This window comes from Billgrantia aerodenitrificans (assembly GCF_021404405.1).
GTDB lineage: Bacteria > Pseudomonadota > Gammaproteobacteria > Pseudomonadales > Halomonadaceae > Halomonas > Halomonas aerodenitrificans.
The window spans coordinates 1-22,481 of sequence record NZ_JABFTV010000007.1; the positions used below are offsets into that span (position 1 = coordinate 1).

Genomic DNA, 22,481 nt, shown 5'->3' on the forward strand with positions numbered 1-22,481 from the left:
AGGCATCAGGGGGCATAATCTAAGTCCCAGGCTGTAGCGCCTCAGGCTCTGCGGATGCTCACCCTGATGCCAAGGCCTGCTGGTAGCTAATCAACAAGCCCGGAGAGACACAAGGCTCTGCACGAAAACTGTCTGCGCTCGCCCATACGGCGTTAAAAATCGGCTCAAAGTACTCATTTACACCCCGTAAACTCCGTCTTTTCGCCGATTTTTGCCTTGTCTGGCCATCGCTCGCCGACTTTTCGTACAAAGCCTAGCGAGCTACGCCGGCCTGCGTCAGAACGACTTGGGGCTCGGGCGCGCCATGGGTGAGGCATCGTTGGGTGTGTAGTGGACGGCGGGGGCGGCTTCCGGTCGGCCCGAGACCAGGCGGTTGCCCATCACCTTGAGGACACCGGGTCGTGTAAAGGCCGAAATGTTGGCCATGCGCCCCAGAGTTTCGCCATCGGCTGTGACCGTGTGGTCATGGCGCAGCTGAATATGGCACTGAGGCGATTGGAAATAGACCACGGTTTCATTCGAGCGGGGCGTCTGTCTCAGCAGCTTGGTGACAAGGAAAGCCAGCAGCACGCGCAGCCATGAGTGGTGCCGAACCGCCACTACGTTCAGCATGCCATCGTCGATACTGGCCTCGGCTATCTCATGCCCGCCGCCGAAATAGGCACCCGAGGCAATGGCAATGGTGAGCCACGGCCCCTCGACGGTGCGATCGTCGCACTCGATGCGGCCATGGATGCCGCGCTGCATGCCGAGCCGCTGCGCCAGCGTCAGCAGGTAGCTGAACCGGCCCAGGTGGCGCTTCTGCTGCTGGGAGGCCGTGCGGGAAGGCAGCGTGCCAAGGCCGATATGTGCGACATTGAGAAAGGCCGTGCCGTTTAGCCAGGCGACATCGACCTCCAGGCTCTGCTGCGAGGCCATCAGCCTGCACAGCTCCAGCGGGTCGTCAGGCAACCCCAGGTTGCGGGCGAAATCGTTGGCCGTACCGGAGGGCAGCACGCCCAGAGTGGCCTCTCGTTCGATGCAAACCGGTACTACCCGGTTTACCGAGCCATCGCCCCCGGCCACCAGCACGCGGTCGCCGGGGGCCACCTCCTGCTCCCACTCGGTTTCGCTGAGCCCGCGGACGTGCAGTTCCTCGATACCCGCCGCCTGAAGATAGCCCCGCCAGTACGACTCGCCCTGGCGGCCATCGCCGGCGGCCTTGTTGACGATCAGCCAGTAGTTCATCGGTGTCTCCTTCACCTGAGGTCACTCCTTGAGCGTAAGGATAGCGAGCTATTGTTCAGCTCGCCTTAGCATAGGTGGAGTCGCTTGGGCCCGTTACCCAGGTGAAGAAAGAACACCCACTCGGTACCGCTCAAAACAGAAAAAAATCCACGGGTTCAGCGGTATGCAGTGCGGGGCAGGGCATGATTCAATCTGCCCCATATCGACACGCCGAACAGGCTGCCCCACCTCATTCGTTTCCCCTGCTCGATGACACGCGGTCGGCGCTTCATGCGCTGGCTGTTCGGCATGTCATTGCCTTGAATCGGGAAAACCGAGGGGAGGTGGGTAGACGCCCGGCTGTCGAGACCGAACGCTCTCATCACGCTGACAGGAGGACCCTCGTGCCCATGGAGAACCGCTCGACCATTCCAGCCACCATGCACGCCATGGTCCTGACCGGCCACGGCGATATCGACAAGCTGGTGTATCGCAGTGACGTCGCCACGCCGCGTCCCGGGCCGGGGGCGGTGCTGGTGCAGGTCACCGCCACGGCCAAGAACAACACCGACCGTAAGGCCAGGGAAGGGCTCTACCCGACCAAGGACAAGGGCGAGGTGACCTCCTTCGCCATGGGCGGCGAGCCGACCCTGACCTTCCCACGTATCCAGGGCGCCGACGTGGCCGGCCGCGTGGTGGCGGTGGGCGAGGGTGTCGATGCCTCGCGCATCGGCGAGCGCGGCCTGCTCGACTTCAATCTCTATGCCGACGAGCGTCGCGACATCAACCTGACGCCGGACTACTACGGCCACGGCGCCGACGGCGGCTACGCCGAGTACATCGCCGTGCCGTCGGATCAGTTCCATCACGTGCCAAACCCGGAACTCGCCGACGCCGAGCTGGCGGCCATGGGCATGTGCTCCTACCAGACCGGCTACCACATGATGACCTCGGCCAGGGTCGCGGCGGGGGAGAGGGTGTTGGTCAGCGGGGCCAGCGGCGGCGTGGGTGCCGCGCTGATCCAGATGTGCCGCATCGTCGGCGCGATTCCCTATGCCGTGAGCCAGCCCGACAAGGCTGAGGCGCTGCTGACACTGGGTGCCGAGGCGGTGATCGACCGCGGCGATCTCTCCACCTTCGTCGAGCGCGTGCTCAAGGCCACCGGTGGGGCGCCCATCGATGCGGTAATGGACCTGGTCGGCGGCGAGATGACCGATCTGTTCATCGACACCATGATCGGCGACATGAAGGCGCGCACCACCTACCCGCGGCTCTCCATCGCCGGGGCCAGCGGCGGCAATCTCAGCGAGATCATGTGGACGCGGATCTACCTCTACCAGGTGCAGATCTTCGGCGTCTCCCACGGTACCCGTGAGGAGGCCGAGCAGTTGGTCAAGTGGATTCGCACGGGTGAGCTCAAGCCAGTGCTGCACGCTGCCTTCAAGCTCTCCGAGCTGCATGAGGCGGAGCGCTACTTTGTCAACCGCGGCAGCAACTACCTGGGCAAGATCGTCGTCGTGCCCGACGCCCAGTGGGCCGAGCATGGCGCTCCCTTTGCGCTCGAGGAAAAGGCATGAGCCACGAACTGACTCTGCAACTGCTCGACACCCATGCCGGCGGCGACGTCAGCCGGATCGTGATCGGCGGCATCGATCCGCTGCCCGGCGATACCGTGCGCCAGCAGATGGAGTACCTGGAGAACGATGCCGACGGCCTGCGCAAGCTGCTGCTGGGCGAGCCCTACGGCATTCCCGAGATGTCGGTGGACCTGATCGTGCCCGCCTGCGACTCCCGGGCGCAGATGGGCTACATCATCATGGAGGTGATGGGCTACCCCATCTATTCCGGCTCCAACACCATCTGTACCGCCACGGCGCTGCTCGAAACCGGGCTGGTCCCCAAGCGCGAGGGCATCCAGCACTTCACGCTGGAGTCTCCCGCCGGGTTGGTGCAGATCGAAGCGCGGGTCGAGAACGGCGTGGTGGAGGCGATCACCTGCGGTGGTTTGCCGAGTTACATCGACACCCACCGGGCCACCATCCACGTGCCCGAGGTGGGCGATGTGACCTACAGCATCGCCTACAGCGGCGGCTTCTACGCCCTGGTGGATGCAGCCGAGCTCGGCTTCTCGCTCAAGCGGGAGGAAGAGCGGGCGCTGGCCGAATGCGCCCACCGCATCGTCGAGGCGATCCAGGCGCGCAGCGGCTTCTCCCACTACACCCTGGGCGACGTCGGTCCATTGCCGTTTCTGCACTTCATGGGGCCGGTGGAGCAGATCGCCGACGACTTCTACCGCTCGCGCTCGACGACCTACGTGCACCCCGGCGTGATCTGTCGTAGCACCACCGGTACCGGTACCTCGGCGCGACTGGCGCTGATGCACTACGAGGGCACCATCAAGCCCGGCGACCGGCTGGAAACCGTCTCGCTGCGCGAAACCGGCTTCATCGGTCAGTTCATCGAAGCGCGTGAGGCTGGCGGCAAGCACCAAGTGGTGGAGAACACCATCACCGGCAAGAGCTACGTGCTGGCGCGCTCGGAGATCGTGGTCAATTGCGATGACCCGATGGTGGATTGCGGTGGGGTGCACCATATCCTGGCCAGCCGGCATCAGTCGTAGCGGCGTCGCCACTGTTTCACGGCGATCTGCTCCTTGACCAGTTCGAGCATGTCGACGAGCACCTGTTCGGTCACCCGATCGGTGTGCTCGTCGACCTGCAGCCAGGTGTCGAAGCTGCTGTCGGCCAAGCGTTCCACCAAGGCGGTGAACTCCGGCGAGCGCAGTCCTTCCATGGCCTCATGCACCAGACGACAGGCCAGATCGCTCATGCTCGCCTCCATGCTGCGGGCGACGAGATCGCCCATCGGCAGGCGTCGCAGGCGCCTCACTTCCTGACTCTCCGCCACCGTACGGCTCACCAGCGAGCTGACGTAGCGCATCGTATCGTCGCGGTTGCGCGCGTAGGCGTTGCCGGTCATCTCTTCCAGTCTGCGTGTGAGCTCGTGAATCAGCTGCTGCTTGCGCGGCATCACCACCTGGTCGACGACCCGCGTGGAGAGCGAATCGTTGGAGCGGATCTGCTCCTGCATGTTGCCCAGTAGGCGGATCGCCACGCGATCGGAGAGCTCCTCGAAGAAGATTTCGTAGTACTTGGTGTAAACGGCGTAGAGCCGCCAGCGGCGCACGTCGATCAACCCTAGTCGGTGCAGACGGGCCAGCAGCGAGATCACGCGCAGGATGCGCAACAGGCGGAAGCCGCCCACCGGGATACAGCCCAGCACGTCGTACCAGTGCACGAACGGGTAGAAGAACCAACGGTGGTAGCGTCGCTCGGCGATGGCCACCGCCCAGCCCAGCAGCACGTCGAGCACGAAGATGGCGACGAAGATCAGATCGATCTCGACGAAATTCTCGTGGATATGCCGGTCGTAGGCGCCGTGCAGCCCCGGGGCGACGGCGGCAAAGGCAGCGTTGAGCGGGCCGAGCAGGAACAGGGCGTCGAACAGCAGCAACGCCAGGTTGACCACCACCAGCACGATGATCAGCAGGTCCCAGATCAGGTGCAGGCGCTCCAGCCCGGGGCTCAGCGGGCGCGAGACTCTTCTCGACGGCATGGTGGCTCCTTGCACGGCGTTTAGGCTAAAGGTTAGCAGCCATTTGTTCCCTACAGTTTTGGCTTGCCGCGCAGCGCCTTGGTCTGCCCCTTCTTCGTCTTCTTGTCCATGCGCTTCTGCTTCGAGGCGCGGCTCGGCTTGGTTGGTTTGCGCGCCTTGCGCGTCTTCACCGCTTCCTGGATCAGCGCCTTGAGCCGCTCCAGGGCGTCTTCGCGGTTCTGCTCGAAGGTGCGAAAGCTCTGCGCCTTGATCACCACCACGCCTTCCTTGGTGATACGGCTGTCGGAGAGCGCCAGCAGCCGCTCCTTGTAGAAGGGAGGCAGGCTGGAAGCAGGAATGTCGAAGCGCAGATGCACTGCGGAGGCCACCTTGTTGACGTTCTGGCCGCCTGCGCCTTGGGCGCGTATCTGACTGAGCTCGATCTCGTGGTCGGCCAGTTCCACGCTATTGGAGAGTCGCAGCATGTCGGCTTCCTGCGGTGATTGGTGGGGGAGCTGCAACGTAGGCTAGACCTCGCTGCCGTAGGCCAAGCGTACCTCTTCGAACAGCCAGTTGGCGAAATTCGCCATGGCCGCGCTGGGCTTGCGTGACTTGAGGCGCGTCAGCCAATAGCTGCCTAGCGCGGCATGAATGTCGAAGGGCTGCACGACCTGGTTGCTGCTCAGCTGGCGGGCAAACATACGCGGTGGCGCGAGGGCCACCCCCACCCCCTGTACGGCGGCTTCCATCATGGCCAGCGACGAGTCGAAGGTGATGCCACAGGGTCGCGCGGGCGGGCGGGAGATGCCCGCGGCGGCGAACCAGTGGCTCCATTCGCTCTCGCGATAAGAGCGCAGCAGGGTCTGGCGGAACAGGTCCGACGGCGCCCTGAGCGCTTCCGCCAGGCGCGGCGTACATAAAGCAGAGTGGGGGGCATCGAAGAGCCGCTGAGCCTCGAGCCCGTGCCAGGCCCCATCGCCGAAGCGAATGGCGTAGTCCAGTCCTTCACTGGTCATGTCCACCCGATTGTTATGGGTCGAGATTCGAACTTCGATCAGCGGGTGCCGGGCCTGGAAGCGCGCCAGGCGTGGCAGCAGCCAGCCCACCGCAAAGGTACCTACCGCACCGACATGGAGAATGTCGCGTACCCTGCCGCCTTCGAGCCGCTCCAGCATGTCCGCCATGCGGTCGAAGGACTCCCGCATCACTGGCAGCAGGGCTTCGCCCTCGGCGGTGATCATCAATCCCCGCGGCAAGCGCTTGAAGAGTGCCACTCCCAGGCGTTCTTCTAATAGCTTGACCTGATGACTCACGGCTGCCTGGGTCACGTTCAGTTCGTCGGCGGCGTGGGTGAAGCTCAGATGGCGTGCCGCCGCCTCGAAGGCGCGCAGGGCGTTGAGCGGCAGGTAAGGTCTCGTCATATGCCCAAGCTCAGTTTATGGCTCGTGCAAGATATCATGGTTTGAACCTCTCGCCAGCCGACCGCTACTCTGCGTTGCGACGCGTCGACTTCCCCAAGAGAACCCTACGACAAGCGGACGGAACCATGATCAGCAAGAAAAAAGCCCTCAAAACATTCATGGCGGGCGCGCTAGCTTTTGCGCTGGTGCCGGCCGGCGCGCTGGCCGATGCCTGGCAGGAGCGCAGCGACTGGAGCGAGATATTCCGTGCCAACGAAGCCAGCGGCACCCTGTTGGTGGTCGACAAGCGCGACGGTAGCACCACGACGCTGGTACACGACGGCGAGCGGGCCAGGGAGCGTTTCGTGCCGGCTTCCACGTTCAAGATTCCCCACACTCTGTTCGCTCTGGATGTCGGCGCGGCGGAGGATGAGTTCCAGGTCTTTGCCTGGGACGGCGTCGAGCGCAGCATTTCCCAGTGGAATGCCGATCAGGACCTGCGTTCGGGCATGCGTAGCTCTGTGGTGTGGCTGTACCAGCAGTTCGCCCGCGAAATAGGCGAGGAGCGTGAACGCCACTATCTGGAAGCCGTCGACTATGGCAATGCCGAGATCGGTGACGATCTGGAGAACTTCTGGCTCAATGGAGGCATGCTGGAAATTTCCGCCGCGGAGCAGATCGAATTCCTCGAGCGTCTCTACCGGAACGAGCTGCCCTTTGATGAGGCCGACCAGCGTCTGGTCAAGGATCTGATGATCACCGCTGCCGGCAGCGACTGGATAGTGCGCGGCAAGACTGGCTGGAGCGGCCAGCTCGGCTGGTGGGTAGGCTGGGTGGAGCGCCCCAACGGCCCGGTGTTCTTCGCTCTCAACATGGAAACTCCCAATCGCATGGCCGACCTGCCCAAGCGCCAGGGTATCGTCGACGAGGCGTTACGCACCATCGAGGCACTGCCACCGGCGAACTGATCGCGCTTGCCAAGGGCCGCTCCGCGCTCGTTGCGGGGCGGCTTTCGAACTCAGTCGAGGCGGCGCTCGACGGCCTCGAAGTAGGCGCGGATGCGTGCCGCATTGGCGCCTACGTCGCTGCGTCCCATACGTGAAGCCGAGCGAACGTCGAGGCGCACGCGGTCGTCGTCTTCGCTGAGACGGATGACGATATCGTCAGTGAAGCCGAACCAGGTGGTGGTATCGGTGGCTTCGATGCGGGTCAGGGAGTTGTGTGCCAACTGCCAGCCCATGTCCAGCGCTGCGGCTTCGGCGACGTCCCGTGCCAAATTGAGCGGTGCGTCGAGGATCATCGGCTGGATGTCGGGGTAGGCCTCACGCTGCTGGCGGGCCACCGACTCGCCCGGGTACTCCACGGCGTTGGGGGCGGCCTCGCGGGCTGCCGCCAAGGTTTCGAAGGCGGGTGGGTTCTCGGTATCGGTGGTGATGTCGTGTATCGGCGGGGCCGTCTGGGCACGCTGCCAGTGCAGCCAGGGTACGGCAAGCATGGCGGCGGTGGCGACCACCACCAGTCCGCCGATCAGCGCCGGCTGCAGGCGCCGGCAGAAGGTCGCCGCGATCAGCGCCAGCAGCCCCAGGGTTGCGGCGCCAGCGGATAGATAGACGCCACGGCGCAGCATGTCGAAGGCACTGCCCAGGGGCAGCAGCTCCAGGCGATAGGCCGGCCCGGCGCCGGCCAGCAACAGGGCGGCCAGCAGCAGCACCAGCAGACTGAACCAGGCAAGGCGGGGCAGCCAACGGCCGCCGCGCGGGCGGCGTCGTGAGTTCAAGTCGGACATGACGATGCTCGACAAGCCAGGAATCGATACCTTCAGCATATCCTCTCGGGCCGGGAGTTGCCGTACCTCGATTTGCATTTCGCAACCTCCCCGCCGCTCACGGCTGCTATCGTTTGCTTAAGGTTCATGCCAAAGCAGCGCATGGAAGCCACGTATTTGGCGCGTGCAAGCGCGCTTCGCAGGAGGCAAGGGATATGCCGACTCGCTCCGATTCCGACCGCTACGGAAGTTCCAAGCGTCACAACTTGCTCGGCGTGCCCGTACATCGCGCCGTTTTCCTCACCTCTGCCACGCTCATCCTGACCCTGGTGGCCTTCGGGGTCGCCATGCCAGAACGTCTCGAGGCCGGCGCCGGGGCGGTACAGGACGCCATCTCCGAAAATCTCGGCTGGTTCTACCTGCTGGCGATGAACGCCTTTCTGATCCTGGCGCTCTATCTGATTTTCAGCCGCTACGGCAACGTCAGGCTCGGCGGCGAGGACGAACGCCCCGAGTTCTCCACCTGGGGCTGGTTCTCGATGCTGTTCGCCGCCGGTACCGGGGTGGGCCTGCTGTTCTACGGCGTGGCCGAGCCGGTCACCTTCTTCGCCGACCCGCCCTTCGGCGAGGCCGAAACCGAGCAGGCGGCGAGCGACGCGCTGGTGCACAGCTATTTCCACTGGGGACTGCATGGCTGGTCGATGTACGGTCTGGTGGGGTTGTCGCTGTGCTACTTCTGCTTCAATCGAGGCCTGCCGTTGACCATTCGCTCGGCGTTCATGCCGTTGCTGGGTAGCAAGCGCGTGGAAGGTCCGATCGGCAACGGTATCGATGCCATGGCTGCTACCGGTACGCTGATCGGCGTGGCCGTGTCGCTGGGCCTGGGCGTGCGCCAGATCAACACCGGGCTGGGGCACGCCTATGGCATACCCGACAACATCGGCGTGCAGATCGCACTGATCGCCGGCATCACCACGGTAGCGCTGTTATCGGTGCTCTCCGGCCTGGCCAAGGGTATTCAGCAGCTGTCGAAGCTGGCGATGCTCATCGGCGCCGCCCTGGTGGTCTATGTGCTGTTGTTCGGCCCCACCCAGTTCATTCTCAACTCGATGCTGCAGAGCTTTGGCAACTACATCAACGAGATTCCCAGTCGGGGCACCTTCACCGAGGCCTTCAATCCGCCCGATGCCGAGAGCTGGCAGAACGAGTGGACCCTGTTCTACTTCGCCTGGTGGATCTCCTGGTCGCCCTTCGTCGGCCTGTTCATCGCCCGCGTTTCGCGTGGTCGCACTTTGCGCCAGTATTTGCTCGGCGTGCTGCTGGTGCCCACGCTCACCTCGGTGCTGTGGCTCACGGTGATGGGCGGCTCGGCGCTCTATCGCGAGCTGTTCGAGGCGGCCGGGCTGGTCGACATCGTCGAGGACGAGCCCGAGCTGGCGTTCTTCCTGTTCCTCGACCACTTCCAACTGCCCGAGTGGGTCGTCACCACCAGCATGACCCTGATGATTGCCACGGTGGCGATCTTCTTCATCACCTCGTCGGATTCCGGCTCCCTGATCATCGACATCATCACCTCCGGCGGCGACCCCCACCCACCCAGGACCACAAGGGTGTTCTGGGCCATCCTGGAAGGTGTGGTGGCAGCCGTTCTGCTCACCGCAGGCGGGCTGGAGGCGCTGCAGGCGGTGGCGACCATCTCGGGGCTGCCTTTCGTGGTGATCCTGCTGCTAATGTGTGCCGGGCTCTACCTGGGGCTGCGACGCAACGAGAACGGCAAGGATGGGCAGGCATCGAGCTCGACTTGACGCCTGCTCGCTTCGGAGCCAGCTTGAAGGACAAGGGAAGACAGTGAAACGGTGACGCCAAGGAGGCATGCCATGAGCCGTTATCATCGACATCGGGCCGACGAACTGGAAGAGGAGATTCGTCGCTCCCGCGCTCATCTGGACGACACTCTGCACGAGCTGGAGAGTCGTTTATCTCCGCCTCGCATCAAGCGCAGCGTCAAGCGCCACCTGCCTCGCAGTGATGGGGCCGGCGCGGGCTTTCTGCGCAACCTGGAGCGTGCGATCCGCGAGAACCCCCTGCCGGTGCTGGTCACCGGTGTCGGTCTCGGGTGGTTGGTCGTCTCTCAGCTTCGCTCCGGTTCACGCGGGCAGCGTTGGGCCGATTCGTCGGTGGCAGACGGCCCGAGGATCCCGGCGCGCCAGGAAGCGCCTCAGCGTATGGTGGCCACGCACCTGGGGACTCAGCAGGGGCGCAGTGCCATCTCTACGCATCGGCCCGAGGTGGTCGGCGTGGCCACGCATCTCGGCACCGGGCAGGGCTGGAGCGGCTATGTGTACCCGCAGACATGAGAAGCTTGGCCTTTTGCGTCGGAAGTATCAGGCGCATCGGGAGTTTTATCGCTATTGCCACCCTGCTCGGCGGAGCCCCGCCGCTCTGGGCGCAGGCCGAGATGGTGGAGACGTTTCCCGAAGATGGCGCAAGGCTCGAGCGGGCGCCCGAGGAACTGACGATACGGCTCGACGAGCCGCTGCGCTTGACGCTGTTTGCAGTATCCGGGCCCGAGGGAATGGTCGAACTCGGCGACACCAGCCAGGATACCTTGGCTGAGCGTCACCGGGCCGTGCCAGCGGGCCGTATGGTGCCGGGTGAGTATCGCATCGTCTGGCGCGGCACCGCAGCGAGCGGCACGGTCTCGGCAGGCGGATACCGGTTCGAACTCAAGGAATGAGCCCGGTGTTCGAATGCGCTTGCCGAGAGAATTTGCCCGAAGCGTACGCAAGTTGCCGAATCCCAACGTTTCGTTGCGCTGCGTTTCTGGAGCCATGGAGAACTCGTTGCATATCTTGACGGTGTGGGGGCCTACCAAGGAGGACGTACGATGAAAAGGACATTACTGGCGATTGCCATCGGCGCCATTTCTGCCGGACTGGCCGGCGGTACCCTGGCGCAGGAAAACGACATCGAACTCGATGACAACGGCAACGTGGGCGAGGAGCAGGCCGCCGAGCCCCAAAATGCACAGAACGCGAACGCTCAGGACGATAATGGCGCCGAGACGGATGTCACGGCGGATGATGGCGATCTGCCTGAAGAAGGTGACGACGCCGAGGACTACGAGGAGCTGTACGACGACGCACCCGCCGATGCCGAGGCAGCGGATGACGACCAGGAAGCCAACGGTGACGATGACGCCAATGGCACTGACGATGCCAACGGCGATGCAGCCGCTACCGAGGACGACGACCTGGAGCTGGATGTAAGTGACGACGAAACCCAGGCCGATCCCGGTGACCAGGCCACGACCGACGAGCCCGACACGGCGCAGGATGAACAGGCGACCGAAGACGGGGATGCGGCGCAGGCCGGTCAGGCCGCTCAGCAGGATCCGGAAGCGGGCTTCGAAGAGATGGGGCCGGGCGAAGTCGAGCTGGATCCGTCCATCGCGTCTTTGCGGGCGAGTGAGGTAGAAGGCATGACCGTGATCAACATGGAGGGCGAGACCCTGGGTCAGGTCGAAAACGTGTTGCGTCACGATGATGCCGGCGATCTTCACGCCGTCCTCTCGGTGGGTGGCTTCTGGATCTTCGGTGGCTCCGAGGTCGCCCTGCCGCTGGCCGACATGCGCCTCGAAGGCGAGCAACTGGTGCTGCAGGACATCATCGGCCAGGACGAGCTCGACGACCTTGCCACCGACTATGACGAGGATCGCTACAGCGAAGTGGATGGAGACATGACCCTGGCGGAAGCCATGGAGCAGCGCTAGCACTGCAGCTGCTGTGACTTGCAGGAAAAGGCAAGGCCATCAAGGCCTTGCCTCTCTTTGTGTCGAATATCCGCCAACCAGGCCGAGCGAAACGAAGCGGCTACGCGCAGTTACCAAATTTTTCTGAAGATTTCTGTGGGTTGGTGGGCGTAGCGTCTATGTTCAGGAGGTGGTTACCTGTGTCGACTCTAGGAGGGAGTGTTATGAAAAGGACATTACTGGCAATTGCTATCGGTGCCATTTCAGCAGGTCTGGCAGGTGGCGCCCTGGCCCAGGACAATGCCGAGGACGACAACGGCTTGAACGGCGACGCCGCGGTGGGAGAAGAGCAGACCACCATGGATCCCCAGAACGATGACACCCTGATGGACGAGCCGGACATGGATGAGCCGGACATGGACCAGCCGGACGAGATGGACACCGGCGACGATCTCGGCACGGCTCAAGGCGACGACCTCGATCCCATGGGGGCCGACGGCCAACTGGACGACGCCCTGCGCGACATGCAGGTCAGCGAGATCGAAGGCATGACCGTGGTGAACCAGGAGGATGAGGAGCTCGGTGACGTTCAGAGTGTGGTTCGCGACAACGACACCGGCGAACTGCATGTGGTCATCACCGTGGGCGGTCTGTGGGGCATGGGCGGTAGCGACATTACCCTGCCGCTGGCGGAAATGGAGCTCCAGGACGACCAGCTCGTCACCCGTCAGGCCTACGGCGAGGACGAACTCGAGGAGTCCGCTCAAGAGTACGATGAAGAGCGCTACAGCGAAGTGGAAGGCGACATGACCTTGGGCGACGCCTGGGGTCAGTGAGTCGGCACAGCCAGCGCTCCAACGGGTACCGTCTGGCGTTACGACTCGAAGAAGGCAAGGCTTGGCAGCCTTGCCTTTTTATTTGCGCTGCTTTTGGCAGACTACCCTGAAGAGATCCTTCTATCGGAAATGAGACGAGATGAGCGAAATCAAAAAGCCTTGGGCCGAGCCCATGCCGGAAGCGCAGTTCGACTTGATGCGGCGCATCCTGGATGCACCAAGCCCCGTGGGGCTGGAAGCCGCCATGACCTACGGCGTGCTCGAGCCTCACTTCGAGAGCTTTGCACCCAAGAGCTGGCACCTGCACCAGTTCAAGGGCCATGCCGGGGTAGTCTGGGATACCCACCCAGGTCGCGACGAGCTATTCAAGGTGATGATCGTCGGCCACGCCGACAAGATCCGCATGCAGGTGCGCAGCATCGGCGACGACGGCAAGGTATGGATCAACACCGACTCCTTCCTGCCCAACGTGCTGATCGGCCACGAGGTCAAGCTGTTCAGCGAGGATCCCGAGGAACCGGGCCGCTACCGCATTATCCAGGGGGGAACGGTAGAGGCGCTCGGCGCTATCCACTTCTCCGACCCGGCTCAGCGCGAAGGGCGCAAGGGCATCAAGAAGGAACAGATCTATCTCGATCTGCAGATCCACGGCGAGAACAAGAAGCAGCAGGTGCTCAACCTCGGCGTGCGGCCCGGCGACTCGATCGTCTTCGACCGTCCCATTCGTCATGGCTTCAGCCCCGACACCTTCTACGGCGCCTACCTGGACAATGGCCTGGGCTGCTTCGTCACCGCCGAGGTGGCGCGGCTGATCGCCGAGGCCGGCGGTACGGAGAAGGTACGTGTCATGTTCGCCATCGCCAGCTATGAAGAGATTGGCCGCTTCGGCAGCCGGGTACTGGCCGGCGAGCTGGAGCCCGACGTGATCATAGGGGTCGACGTCAATCACGATTACGTGGCCGCCCCCGGCATCGGCGATCGGCGCATGCAGCCGCTGGAGATGGGCAAGGGCTTCACCATGGCGGTGGGAGCGATTGCCAGCGAACAGCTCAATCGCATCATCGAAACCACTGCCCGGGAGCACGGCATTCCCATGCAGCGCGATATCGTCGGTGCCGATACCGGCACTGACGGTATGGCCGGCGTGCTGGCCGCCATCGACTGTGCCGCCACCTCCATCGGCTTCCCCATTCGCAACATGCACACCATCTCCGAGACCGGCAATACCCAGGATGTGCTGGCGGCCATCCACGTGCTGAGTCGCACGCTGCAAGCGCTGGACGCACTGCCGGACCCGCATCGCGAATTCCTCGACAACCACCCTCGGCTCGATCAAGCTCAGCGACTGACGCACCAGGGCTCGGCGAAGCCCGAGGGAAATGAAGACGACAAGCGCCAGGGTCGAGGCCACCAACAGAAGCACCCGTCCTGATGGGGCGTCGGCATTCTGGAAGCCGCCAGCCCATCTCGGAGGCGTTCCACGATTGGGCATTCCATCATCGCAAAGGAGAAATACATGAAGCGTGTCGTGACCCTTGCCCTGCCGCTCGGCCAGTCCCGGCGTAACGCCAAGCGATTGGCGCTTGCCGCCGGATGTACCCTGATGCTGGTGAGCCCTCTGCTGTGGGCGCATGCACATATCACCGCGACCGAGCCCGAGGCCGGGGCGATCCTGGAGCAGGCGCCGGAGCGACTGGAGCTACGCTTCGACTCGCCCATCCGCATCACCCAGTTCGAGGTCACGGGACCTGAAGGGACGGTGGAGCTTGGCGAAGACCCACTCGGTCCGCTGGCGGAAACCCATGGTGCAGTGCCTGCCGAAACCCTGGCGCCCGGTGATTACGAGGTCGTCTGGCGCGGCATCGCCGAGGATGGCCATACCATGTCGGGCGGCTATCGCTTCGCGATTCAGGAGTAAACGGTGGCATCGATCGGCCTGGACCCTTGGACGGCCGGCCGAGTGCTGGCGTTGGCGGGCTTCTATGCTTCTGCACTGCTGGCGATGGGTGGGCTGCTGTTCCGCGCTGCCTTTCCCGGCCAGCCGCCCCGCGATGCCGCCGTACTTGACCGCTGCACCTGTGTGGCCGCTGGCTGCGGCATCGTCATGCTGCTGCTACTGTGGCTGCTTCAGGCCGCCTACCTGGGGGGCGGTAACTGGGCATCGGCCTTCAACCCTGTGCTGCTGGGTATCGTCGGCGAGAGCGCTCAGGGCGAGCGGCTGCGCCTGGCCCTGGTAGGGCTGTTACTGTTGCCCGTTGCGCTCTGGCAAGGGGCGCCCCGTATCGTCCGCTACGCTGTCGGCGCGCTGGGCGTCGTGCTGATTCTGCTGGCCTTTTCCCGGGTCGGCCACACGCGAGGCTCGCCGTGGCAGAGCGTGCTGCTGATGCTGCACCTGGGTCTTGCCTCCTTCTGGGCTGCGGCGCTGCCGCCCCTTTACCGCGTGGCCGGCAGCGTTTCGTCGGGCGCATCGGCGGAGCAGTTGCAGCGCTTCGGGCGCTTCGGCCTGTTGCTGGTGCCGCTACTTCTCCTCGCTGGCGGCAGTCTGGCCATGTGGCTGATGGGTGGCAGGCCGGGGGCGCTGCTGGACACAGCTTATGGTCAACTGCTCTCGGTCAAGCTGACGCTGGTGATGGGGCTGCTGCTGCTGGGAGCGGCCAACCGCTGGTGGCTGGTGCCCGCCGTGGCGCGCGGCAAGCCCGAGGCGCCGCTCCAACTGAGGTGCAGCATTGCCGTGGAAGCCTGCCTGATGGTCATGATCGTGCTGGTGGCCGCCGTGCTGCTGACGACCAGCTCGCCGGTGCGGTAGGCTGTCGCTTCACGAGCCGAGTACCGATTCGTCATGACCCACGATGACCGTCTGCCAACCCAGGTCCGCCGTCTGCTCGAAGCGGCACCGGCGGCCACGCTGCCGATGACCTATCAGCAGCTCGCCGAAGCCCTGGGGCTCACCCCGCCGAGGACCATCCAGCGCGTGGCCCAGGCGCTCGAAGCATCGATGCGCGAAGACGCCGAGCACGGTCGACCCTTCATTGCCGCGCTGGTGGTCAGCAGGCGCGATGGCCTGCCGGCACAGGGTTTCTTCGAGCTGGCCGTCGCCTTGGGGCGCTTGCCTGCGGAGCCGGCGCGGCATGCCGAAGCCTATCGTGAGGAGTACCGGCGAGCCCTGGCCGAGCGTCCTTCCTCATCACGATAAAACCAACCCATTAGCGGCGCAGCGGGTCGAGCAGGGCGCCCAGTCCGTTGTGGTCGATCTCGTGCATCAGGTGCAGCAATTCCCCGATCTCTCCGGGCGGAAAGCCCTCGCGAGCGAACCAGTTGAGGTAGGGCCCCGGCAGGTCGGCGATCAACCGGCCTTCGTACTTGCCGAATGGCATCTTCCGGGTAACCAGCTTTTCCAGGTCTTCTGGTTGCACGTCCATCTCCTGTCGTTGCGCTGCGGCGTATCCCACCAGTAAAGGCGTTGCGGGGCAAGCGAGGAGTTTGCCGAACGCAACATACGCTTACCGGACTGGCATTGTATTGCCGTGGAGCCGGGCTAGCTTCATTAGGGAAGACACAAGCGCCAGTCAGTCACCCACCCAGGGAAGGGAGAGTCGCATGTCATCCGACAATCCTCACGACCCCACGCGTCGCAAGTTCGTCGGCGGCCTGGCCACCGGTATGGCCGCTGCCGTTGCCGGCCCCGCTTTCGCTCAACAGAACGGCGGCAATCAAGCCTCGGCCCAGGGCAGCCCCGAAGAGAGCCCTCTCACGCAGATGCAGGACCCACGGGAGCAGTTTCCCCGGCCGCCGTTTCCCGAGCAGCCTCAAGAGTGGCCGGGCCTGGCCAGTGAAATGGAGCCGCGGCCCGATCACGGCGAAGAGAGCTACCACGGCAGCGGCAGATTGGCAGGCCGCAAGGCGCTGATCACCGGCGGCGACTCCGGCATCGGCAGGGCCGCGGCCATTGCCTATGCCCGCGAGGGCGCCGACGTTGCCATCAACTACCTGGAGGTGGAGGAGCCCGATGCCCGCGAGGTGATCGAGCTGATCGAAGCGGAAGGGCGAACCGCCGTGGCCATACCCGGTGACATTCGCGACGAGGCGTTCTGCCGTGAGCTGGTGGAGACCGCGGTAGACCGACTCGGCGGGCTCGACATCCTGGTCAACAATGCTGCCCGTCAGCAGTGGGCGGAGTCGATCATGGACGTCAGCACCGAGATATTCGACGACACCATGAAGACCAACCTCTACGCGATGTTCTGGATCACCAAGGCGGCCCTGCCGCACATGGAGGAAGGGGCTTCGATCATCAACGTCGCCTCCATGGTGGCCGAAGATCCGCCCGAGATCCTGCTCGAGTACAACATGACCAAGGCGGCGATCGTCAACTTCACCAAGACGCTCTCCAAGCAGGTCGCGGACCAGGGCATTCGCGTCAATACGATCTCGCCCGGGCCGTTCTGGACCCCGCTGCAGCCGAGCGGCGGCCAACCCCAGGAAGTGGTTGCCACCTTTGGCGAGGACTCCCTGATGGGTCGCCCGGGGCAACCGGTAGAAATCGCCGGGGTGTTCGTCCTGCTCGCCTCGCAGGAGTCCAGCTTCGCTACCGGTCAAAATTACAGCGCCACGGGTGGCGCATGACGAGCTAACGAAAGAGAAAAGCCCCGCCATGCGGGGCCATGACCGGATTGACACCCGCACCCAGCCGCGCGAGGCTAAAGGGTAACGCCGCAAGGCGTCCCCGTCCGCGGAAAGGGCTGCGCCCAACGCTTGAGATTGCCGATACCATACGACTCCCGGCCAGTCCGGCGGACACAGGCGCATGGAGGGAATCGTATGTCTTTTCTGTCCCGGCCAGACGCCACGTCGCACGGCCGCTTCAATCTCGAACAGCAGCGCAAGCGTGCCAAGGAACTGCTCAAGGCTGCCCGGACCGACGAGCCGGCTGCGCTGGCGCGTATTCTGCAATACATCCCGCCGCGTGAAGCGCCGCTGCAGCTCGCCGATACCCAGTTCGTCGTCGCCCGCGAATGTGGTTTTCCCAGCTGGCCGAAGCTCAAGGCACATATCGAGGCGCTCGACTTTTCTCGGCGCAGGCTAGCCGAGCGCGGCGACCGCGACATGGCCACGCTGCACATTCGCTGCGGCACGGATATCGAGCACAGCCTGCGCACCGCTGGCTTCGGGGGCGATTTCCTCGAGTTTTCCGATCCGTTCTGCATCGGCCCGCTGCGCGACCTGCCGCCAGAAGACCTCATGACGCTGCGTGCACGCTACCTGGCAGAAATCTCCGGCATGACCGAGCGCGATGCCCTGGCCCGGCTGCGCAAGAGTTACGCCGCGCTGGACGAACTCGAGCGCTATGAGCGCCTGGTGCTGTGGTTCGAACACGATAGCTACGACCAGCTGATCCTGGCCTACCTGCTTCACCGATTGAACGCGAAGCCGCCCAAGGCACGGGTCGAGCTGGTGGCGGTAGAGTCGGTGCCCGGTGTGGAACGCTTCATCGGTATCGGCCAGCTCGCTCCGGACCTGCTGGCCTGGCTGTGGCAGCAGCGCCGCCCCGTGGAGGCGCCGCTGCTGGCGCTGGGTGCTCAGGCGTGGCAAGCGTTGACCGCAAACGGCCCCGAGCCGCTGAAAGCGCTCGTTGCCAGCGGTACGCCGGCACTGCCGATGATGGGCCACGCGCTGGCCCGTCACCTGCAGGAACTACCCGCCGCGGATACCGGGCTCGGCCTGACCGCACGACTGACGCTCGAGATCGTGCGCGACCACGGCCCGCTGCCGGTGGGAAAGACGTTCTCCTACCTCATGCGCGAGTACGAGCCGCTACCCTATCTGGGCGACCTGATGTTCTGGTGGCTGCTACAGCCGCTCATCGCTGAGCCCGAGCCGCTACTGACAGTCAGCGAGAGCCAGCGGGAATGGCCCCACCGTCAGCTCGCACTGACCGAGCGGGGCCGGGCCTTGCTTCACATCTGCGAGAGCAGGTAGTTCGGCTTGCCCAGCATCTTGATCAGTCGCAGCTGTTGCTCCAACCAGTAGGCGTGATCCTCTTCGGTATCGGCCAGCAGCCCGAGCAGCACGTTGCGGGTCTGGAAGTCGCGCTCCCGCTCGCATAGAGCCATGGCGTCCTTCAGGGCGTCGCCCACCTCGTATTCGAGCTGGAGATCGTTGGCGAGCATCTCCTCCACGTCCTGCCCGATACGTACCGGGGTGCGGGTATGCATGTCGGGCTTGCCTTCCAGGAACAGGATGCGTTCGATCAACTGCTTGGCATGGCCTTTTTCATCGTCGAACTCGTGGGCGATACGCTCGTAGAGTTTGGTGAGTCCCCAGTCGGCATACATCTCGGAGTGGATGAAGTACTGGTCCATGGCGGCGAGCTCTGCTGCCAGCAGGCCGTTCAAGGCGTCGATGATCTCTTGGTTGCCTTTCATGCTTTGTCCTTCCCTTGGTGCGAGTCGTGCGAATGCGTCCATCCTAGGAAGAATTGCTGGTCGGGTCAATTTTTCCTTGAAATTCAGTTATTTGATATTGCTTTAGTGTGCGATTCGCATTTGGCTTGGCAGCGCCGGAAGCACGGCATCCTGGAGGGCGCGCCCCTCATGGGTGGTGAGCCGCAGCGGCCGGGTAACCGGGGTGTTCTCGACGATGCGCCCCGCCTCCATCACCACTACCCGCGAGCAGAATCGCTCTACCAGCCGCAGGTCATGGGTGATGAAGAGATAGGCCACCTCGTGTTCTCGCTGCAACTGCTCGAACAGCGACAGCATGCGGATCTGCAGGTGCAGGTCGAGGTTGGAGACCGCCTCGTCGAGGATGATCAGTTTCGGCCGTGGTGCCAGGGCGCGGGCGATGCACACCCGCTGCAGCTGACCGCCGCTCATCTGCTGGGGGTACTTGTCGGCATCCCCGGCGTCGAGACCCACCGCTTCCAGCAGTTCGACCACCCGGTCCCGGCGCGCCGTGCCCTTGAGTTCGCACAGGTGTTCCAAGGGCTCACCGATGATCTCTGCCACCCTGGCGCGTGGATTGACCGCACCGAGCGGGTCCTGGAAGACCATCTGCACCGAGCGTCGCAGCGCCTGCCATTGCGTCTTGGCCAGGTTCTGAAGAGGGCGATCCTCGAAGCGCACCTCTCCCGATGTAGGCGTCTCCAGCCCCACCAGTAGGCGGCTCAAGGTGCTCTTGCCGCAGCCACTGCGCCCCAGCAGGGCGAGGGTCTCGCCGGGGGCGATGTCGAGATCGACGCTCTCCAGTACCGGCGTCACCCGGCCCGCACCCACCAGCGAGAAGCGGCGATAGCCATGATGTACGCCGCGCGCGGCCAACAGGCTCATTGGGTCACCTCGAGCGTCGTGGGGTGGGGGCTGTCAGCGCTGGTGAGCCCATAGAGGGCCAGATGGGCCGCCACCAGTTCGCGGGTGGTGGCGTGAGCGGGACGATGGAAAATCGTCTGTACCGGCCCGGTCTCGACGATGCGGCCCGCTTCCATTACCGCCACACGATCCGCCAGCCGCGCCACCACGCCCATGTCGTGGGTGACCAGCAGAATACCCAAGCCGCGCTCGTGCTTGAGCCGTTCCAGCAGTTCGAGGATCTCGCGCTGAACGATCAGGTCGAGATCGGTGGTGGGCTCGTCGGCGAACAGGAAGGGCGCTTCGCTTGCCAGCGCCAGGGCGATCATCATCCGCTGCAGCATGCCGCCGCTCATCTCGAAGGGGTGCAGCCCGAGCACGCGCTGGGCGTCCTCGAGCCCGGCCTCCTGCATGGCTTGCGCGATGCGTTTCTCCCAGGCCGAGCGGGGCACGCCCAACGCCTTGAAGGTTTCGCGGGCGTGGTCGCGCATGCTGCGCACCGGATTGAAGGCGCTGCGCGGGTTCTGCAGGATGCTCGCCACCAGTCGCCCGCGCAGCTCAGGGAAGCGCAAGGCTTCGCCGCCAAGGCTCACCCGGCCGTCGGTCTGCACGGTGCCGGGAGGCAGCACGCCCAGGCTGGCCGCGCAGGTCAGCGACTTGCCCGAGCCGCTGGCGCCCACCAGGGCCAGCACCTCACCGGGTGCGAGGCTCAGCGAGACGCCGTCCACCAGCGTCAGCGTGCGCCCGTGGCGGTGGGTCTCCACGCGCATGACGTCGATTCTCAGCGCACTCAATGTCCGAGCTCCAGTTGCAGGTGGGGATCGAGACGGTCGCGCACCGCATCCCCCAGCAGGTTGAATGACATCACGCTCAGCAGCAGGGCCAGCCCCGGCCAGAACAGCAGCAGCGGCTCGGTCCACACGTACTGGCGCGCGTCGGAGAGCATCACGCCCCATTCGGGCGTCGGTGCGGACACACCCAGGCCGAGGAAGGAGAGCCCCGAGACGTGCAGCATGATGTGGCCGACGTCGAGACTCGCCAGCACCAGCAGCGGCGAGAGGATCGCCGGCAGCAGGTGGCGGGTGAACAGCCGCAGGCGGCTGACCCCGGCCAGCCGCGCGGCGTGGATGAAGTTGCGGTGCTTGAGCGAGAGCACGATGCTGCGCACGATGCGTGCGTACCAGGCCCAGTGGGAGAGGGCGATGGCAACGATCACGTTGACCAGACCGGTGCCGAGCATGCCGATCAGGAACAGCGCCAGCACCAGGGTGGGAAAGGTGAGGAAGATGTCGGTCAGGCGCATGATGACCTGGTCGGCACGGCCGCCGAGAAAGCCCGCGGTGCCGCCTATCGTGATGCCGAGCAGCAGCATCAGCGACATGGTCACCGCCACCGAGCCCAACGACACGCCGGCTCCGGCTATCAGCCGCGAAAGGATGTCGCGACCCAGGTGATCGGTGCCCAGCCAGTGGCTCAGCGAAGGGCTCTGCAGGCGATTCACCAGATCCACGGCGTTGGGGTCGTGGGGCGTCAGCCAGGGCCCCAGCGCTGCGGCGAGTATCAGCACCACCAGCATCAGCATGGCACCGCGCACCGGCCAGCCGGCGTCCTGCCAGAAATCGCTCACGCTGCGCAGCATCACTCCACCCCCTCGGCGGAGAGCCGAATGCGTGGGTCCGCCCAGGCGTAGACGATGTCGACGATCAGGTTGCACAGTACGAAGATCGTCACCATCAGCAGGGTGAAGCACTGGATCACCGGGTAGTCGCGGTTGAAGATTGCCGACACCGCGTAGCGCCCTACCCCGGGCCAGCCGAAGATGGTCTCGATGATCAGGGTACCGCCGATCAGTTCGCCGATGTGCATGCCGGTGGCGGTGATGATCGGCAGCAAGGCGTTGCGCAGCACGTGGGAGCGCTCCACACGGCGCTCCGGCAGCCCGCGCAGCCGGGCATAGGTGACGTGGCGCTGACGGGCCACCTCCAGCATGCTGGCGCGCAGCAGCCGGGCGTTGATCGAGAGCGACATCAGCGAGATGGCGATGGCCGGCATCACCAGATGGGCCCAGCTACCGCGGCCCATCGGCGGCAACCAGCCGAGCTGCACCGAGAACAGCAGCACCAGCAGGAAGCCGAGCCAGAAATTGGGCATCGATACGCCGACGAAGGCGAGCGTGCGCACCGCCTGGTCGGGCAGCTTGTTGCGATGGCGAGCCGCCCACATCCCCAGCAGAATCGAGATGCCCAGGGTCAGTACCAGCGCGATTCCGGCCAACTGCAGGGTGGCCGGCAAATAGTGCAGCAGGACCGGCAGCACCGGGCGCTGGGTGGCATAGGAGACGCCGAAGTCCAGGCGCAGCGCCCCGCCGAGCCAATCCAGGTACTGCACCATCAGCGGCCGGTCGAGGCCCAGCAGGCGTCGGGTCTCCTCCAGTGCCTGGGGGGTGGGCGGCACCTGCGAAAGGCGCAGGTAGTCCATCGCCGGGTCGGAGGGACCCAGGTGCAGCAGCAGGAAGATCAGCAGCGACGCCGCCAGCAGCATCGGCGGCAACAGCAGCAGTCGTCGCAGGATAAAGGCTGCCATGGC

25 protein-coding genes are annotated in these 22,481 nt (G+C 64.6%); 14 read left to right on the forward strand and 11 right to left on the reverse strand.

Features of this window, described 5'->3' with window-relative positions:
- Positions 1-276: 276 nt before the first annotated feature.
- Complete coding sequence (locus HOP59_RS13715) at positions 277-1,227, reverse strand: diacylglycerol/lipid kinase family protein (protein WP_234254302.1); 951 nt, start codon at positions 1,225-1,227, stop codon at positions 277-279.
- 389 nt (positions 1,228-1,616) lie between these two features.
- On the opposite strand from HOP59_RS13715, the gene HOP59_RS13720 reads away from it, so the two are divergent.
- Both HOP59_RS13720 and HOP59_RS13725 read left to right on the forward strand, forming a co-directional pair.
- Positions 1,617-2,783: an alcohol dehydrogenase catalytic domain-containing protein gene (locus HOP59_RS13720; RefSeq protein ID WP_234254516.1), complete on the forward strand. Its 1,167-nt coding sequence runs from the start codon at positions 1,617-1,619 to the stop codon at positions 2,781-2,783.
- Positions 2,780-3,826, forward strand: coding sequence for a proline racemase family protein (locus HOP59_RS13725; protein ID WP_234254303.1), 1,047 nt, complete (start codon positions 2,780-2,782; stop codon positions 3,824-3,826). The genes HOP59_RS13720 and HOP59_RS13725 overlap by 4 nt, the downstream gene beginning before the upstream one ends.
- On the opposite strand, the gene HOP59_RS13730 is transcribed toward HOP59_RS13725, so the two are convergent.
- From HOP59_RS13730 to HOP59_RS13740, 3 genes are read right to left on the reverse strand one after another with little or no spacing between them, the layout of a single operon-like run.
- Entirely contained in the window at positions 3,817-4,821 is a 1,005-nt protein-coding gene (locus HOP59_RS13730; protein ID WP_234254304.1) for an ion transporter, read from the reverse strand. The genes HOP59_RS13725 and HOP59_RS13730 overlap by 10 nt on opposite strands.
- Before the next feature lie 50 nt (positions 4,822-4,871).
- Positions 4,872-5,285 carry an alternative ribosome rescue aminoacyl-tRNA hydrolase ArfB gene (arfB, locus tag HOP59_RS13735; RefSeq protein ID WP_010626713.1) on the reverse strand — a complete coding sequence of 138 codons (414 nt, stop codon included), beginning with the start codon at positions 5,283-5,285 and terminating at the stop codon, positions 4,872-4,874.
- Positions 5,286-5,327: 42 nt separating this feature from the next.
- A complete protein-coding gene (locus HOP59_RS13740; protein WP_234254305.1) occupies positions 5,328-6,221 on the reverse strand; it encodes a LysR family transcriptional regulator in 894 nt (297 codons plus the stop codon).
- Between the two features lie 158 nt (positions 6,222-6,379).
- On the opposite strand from HOP59_RS13740, the gene blaOXA reads away from it, so the two are divergent.
- Positions 6,380-7,168 (forward strand): class D beta-lactamase, encoded by a 789-nt coding sequence (gene blaOXA / locus HOP59_RS13745; protein WP_267965942.1) that lies wholly within the window; start codon positions 6,380-6,382, stop codon positions 7,166-7,168.
- Positions 7,169-7,218: 50 nt separating this feature from the next.
- Here blaOXA and HOP59_RS13750 read toward each other — a convergent pair whose 3' ends face one another.
- Positions 7,219-7,986 (reverse strand): DUF1499 domain-containing protein, encoded by a 768-nt coding sequence (locus tag HOP59_RS13750; RefSeq protein WP_234254306.1) that lies wholly within the window; start codon positions 7,984-7,986, stop codon positions 7,219-7,221.
- 194 nt (positions 7,987-8,180) lie between these two features.
- On the opposite strand from HOP59_RS13750, the gene HOP59_RS13755 reads away from it, so the two are divergent.
- From HOP59_RS13755 to HOP59_RS13795, 9 genes are all read left to right on the forward strand, one after another.
- On the forward strand, positions 8,181-9,770 hold the full coding sequence (locus tag HOP59_RS13755; RefSeq protein WP_234254307.1) for a BCCT family transporter: 1,590 nt from the start codon (positions 8,181-8,183) through the stop codon (positions 9,768-9,770).
- Positions 9,771-9,842: 72 nt separating this feature from the next.
- Entirely contained in the window at positions 9,843-10,322 is a 480-nt protein-coding gene (locus HOP59_RS13760) for a DUF3618 domain-containing protein (RefSeq protein ID WP_234254308.1), read from the forward strand.
- A 5-nt stretch (positions 10,323-10,327) separates the two neighbouring features.
- Entirely contained in the window at positions 10,328-10,702 is a 375-nt protein-coding gene (locus HOP59_RS13765) for a copper resistance CopC family protein (protein ID WP_234254309.1), read from the forward strand.
- A gap of 150 nt (positions 10,703-10,852) precedes the next feature.
- On the forward strand, positions 10,853-11,737 hold the full coding sequence (locus HOP59_RS13770; protein WP_234254310.1) for a PRC-barrel domain-containing protein: 885 nt from the start codon (positions 10,853-10,855) through the stop codon (positions 11,735-11,737).
- Between the two features lie 203 nt (positions 11,738-11,940).
- Complete coding sequence (locus HOP59_RS13775; RefSeq protein ID WP_234254311.1) at positions 11,941-12,552, forward strand: PRC-barrel domain-containing protein; 612 nt, start codon at positions 11,941-11,943, stop codon at positions 12,550-12,552.
- 139 nt (positions 12,553-12,691) lie between these two features.
- Positions 12,692-13,984 (forward strand): M20/M25/M40 family metallo-hydrolase, encoded by a 1,293-nt coding sequence (locus tag HOP59_RS13780; protein ID WP_234254312.1) that lies wholly within the window; start codon positions 12,692-12,694, stop codon positions 13,982-13,984.
- Positions 13,985-14,068: 84 nt separating this feature from the next.
- Positions 14,069-14,470 (forward strand): copper resistance CopC family protein, encoded by a 402-nt coding sequence (locus HOP59_RS13785; RefSeq protein WP_010626723.1) that lies wholly within the window; start codon positions 14,069-14,071, stop codon positions 14,468-14,470.
- A 3-nt stretch (positions 14,471-14,473) separates the two neighbouring features.
- Positions 14,474-15,358 (forward strand): CopD family protein, encoded by an 885-nt coding sequence (locus HOP59_RS23615; RefSeq protein WP_234254313.1) that lies wholly within the window; start codon positions 14,474-14,476, stop codon positions 15,356-15,358.
- 33 nt (positions 15,359-15,391) lie between these two features.
- Positions 15,392-15,745, forward strand: coding sequence for a hypothetical protein (locus tag HOP59_RS13795; RefSeq protein ID WP_234254314.1), 354 nt, complete (start codon positions 15,392-15,394; stop codon positions 15,743-15,745).
- Positions 15,746-15,755: 10 nt separating this feature from the next.
- Here HOP59_RS13795 and HOP59_RS13800 read toward each other — a convergent pair whose 3' ends face one another.
- A complete protein-coding gene (locus tag HOP59_RS13800) occupies positions 15,756-15,965 on the reverse strand; it encodes a DUF3820 family protein (protein WP_010626728.1) in 210 nt (69 codons plus the stop codon).
- Positions 15,966-16,149: 184 nt separating this feature from the next.
- Between HOP59_RS13800 and HOP59_RS13805 the strand changes: the two genes are divergently transcribed.
- Both HOP59_RS13805 and HOP59_RS13810 read left to right on the forward strand, forming a co-directional pair.
- Positions 16,150-17,175, forward strand: a complete 1,026-nt coding sequence (locus HOP59_RS13805; RefSeq protein WP_234254315.1) for an SDR family oxidoreductase — start codon at positions 16,150-16,152, stop codon at positions 17,173-17,175.
- Between the two features lie 195 nt (positions 17,176-17,370).
- On the forward strand, positions 17,371-18,528 hold the full coding sequence (locus HOP59_RS13810) for a DUF1835 domain-containing protein (protein WP_234254316.1): 1,158 nt from the start codon (positions 17,371-17,373) through the stop codon (positions 18,526-18,528).
- Here HOP59_RS13810 and bfr read toward each other — a convergent pair.
- From bfr to nikB, 5 genes are all read right to left on the reverse strand, one after another.
- Positions 18,507-18,974, reverse strand: a complete 468-nt coding sequence (gene bfr / locus HOP59_RS13815; RefSeq protein WP_234254317.1) for a bacterioferritin — start codon at positions 18,972-18,974, stop codon at positions 18,507-18,509. The two genes, HOP59_RS13810 and bfr, sit on opposite strands and share 22 nt — an antisense overlap.
- A gap of 102 nt (positions 18,975-19,076) precedes the next feature.
- The gene (gene nikE / locus HOP59_RS13820) at positions 19,077-19,877 is read right to left on the reverse strand and encodes a nickel import ATP-binding protein NikE (RefSeq protein WP_234254318.1); all 801 of its coding nucleotides are present in this window, start codon (positions 19,875-19,877) and stop codon (positions 19,077-19,079) included.
- A complete protein-coding gene (locus tag HOP59_RS13825; protein WP_338073337.1) occupies positions 19,874-20,689 on the reverse strand; it encodes an ATP-binding cassette domain-containing protein in 816 nt (271 codons plus the stop codon). Before HOP59_RS13825 ends, nikE begins: the two co-directional genes overlap by 4 nt.
- Positions 20,686-21,534, reverse strand: a complete 849-nt coding sequence (nikC, locus tag HOP59_RS13830) for a nickel ABC transporter permease subunit NikC (RefSeq protein ID WP_234254319.1) — start codon at positions 21,532-21,534, stop codon at positions 20,686-20,688. Before nikC ends, HOP59_RS13825 begins: the two co-directional genes overlap by 4 nt.
- Positions 21,534-22,478 (reverse strand): nickel ABC transporter permease subunit NikB, encoded by a 945-nt coding sequence (gene nikB / locus HOP59_RS13835; RefSeq protein ID WP_234254320.1) that lies wholly within the window; start codon positions 22,476-22,478, stop codon positions 21,534-21,536. Before nikB ends, nikC begins: the two co-directional genes overlap by 1 nt.
- Positions 22,479-22,481: the final 3 nt, after the last annotated feature.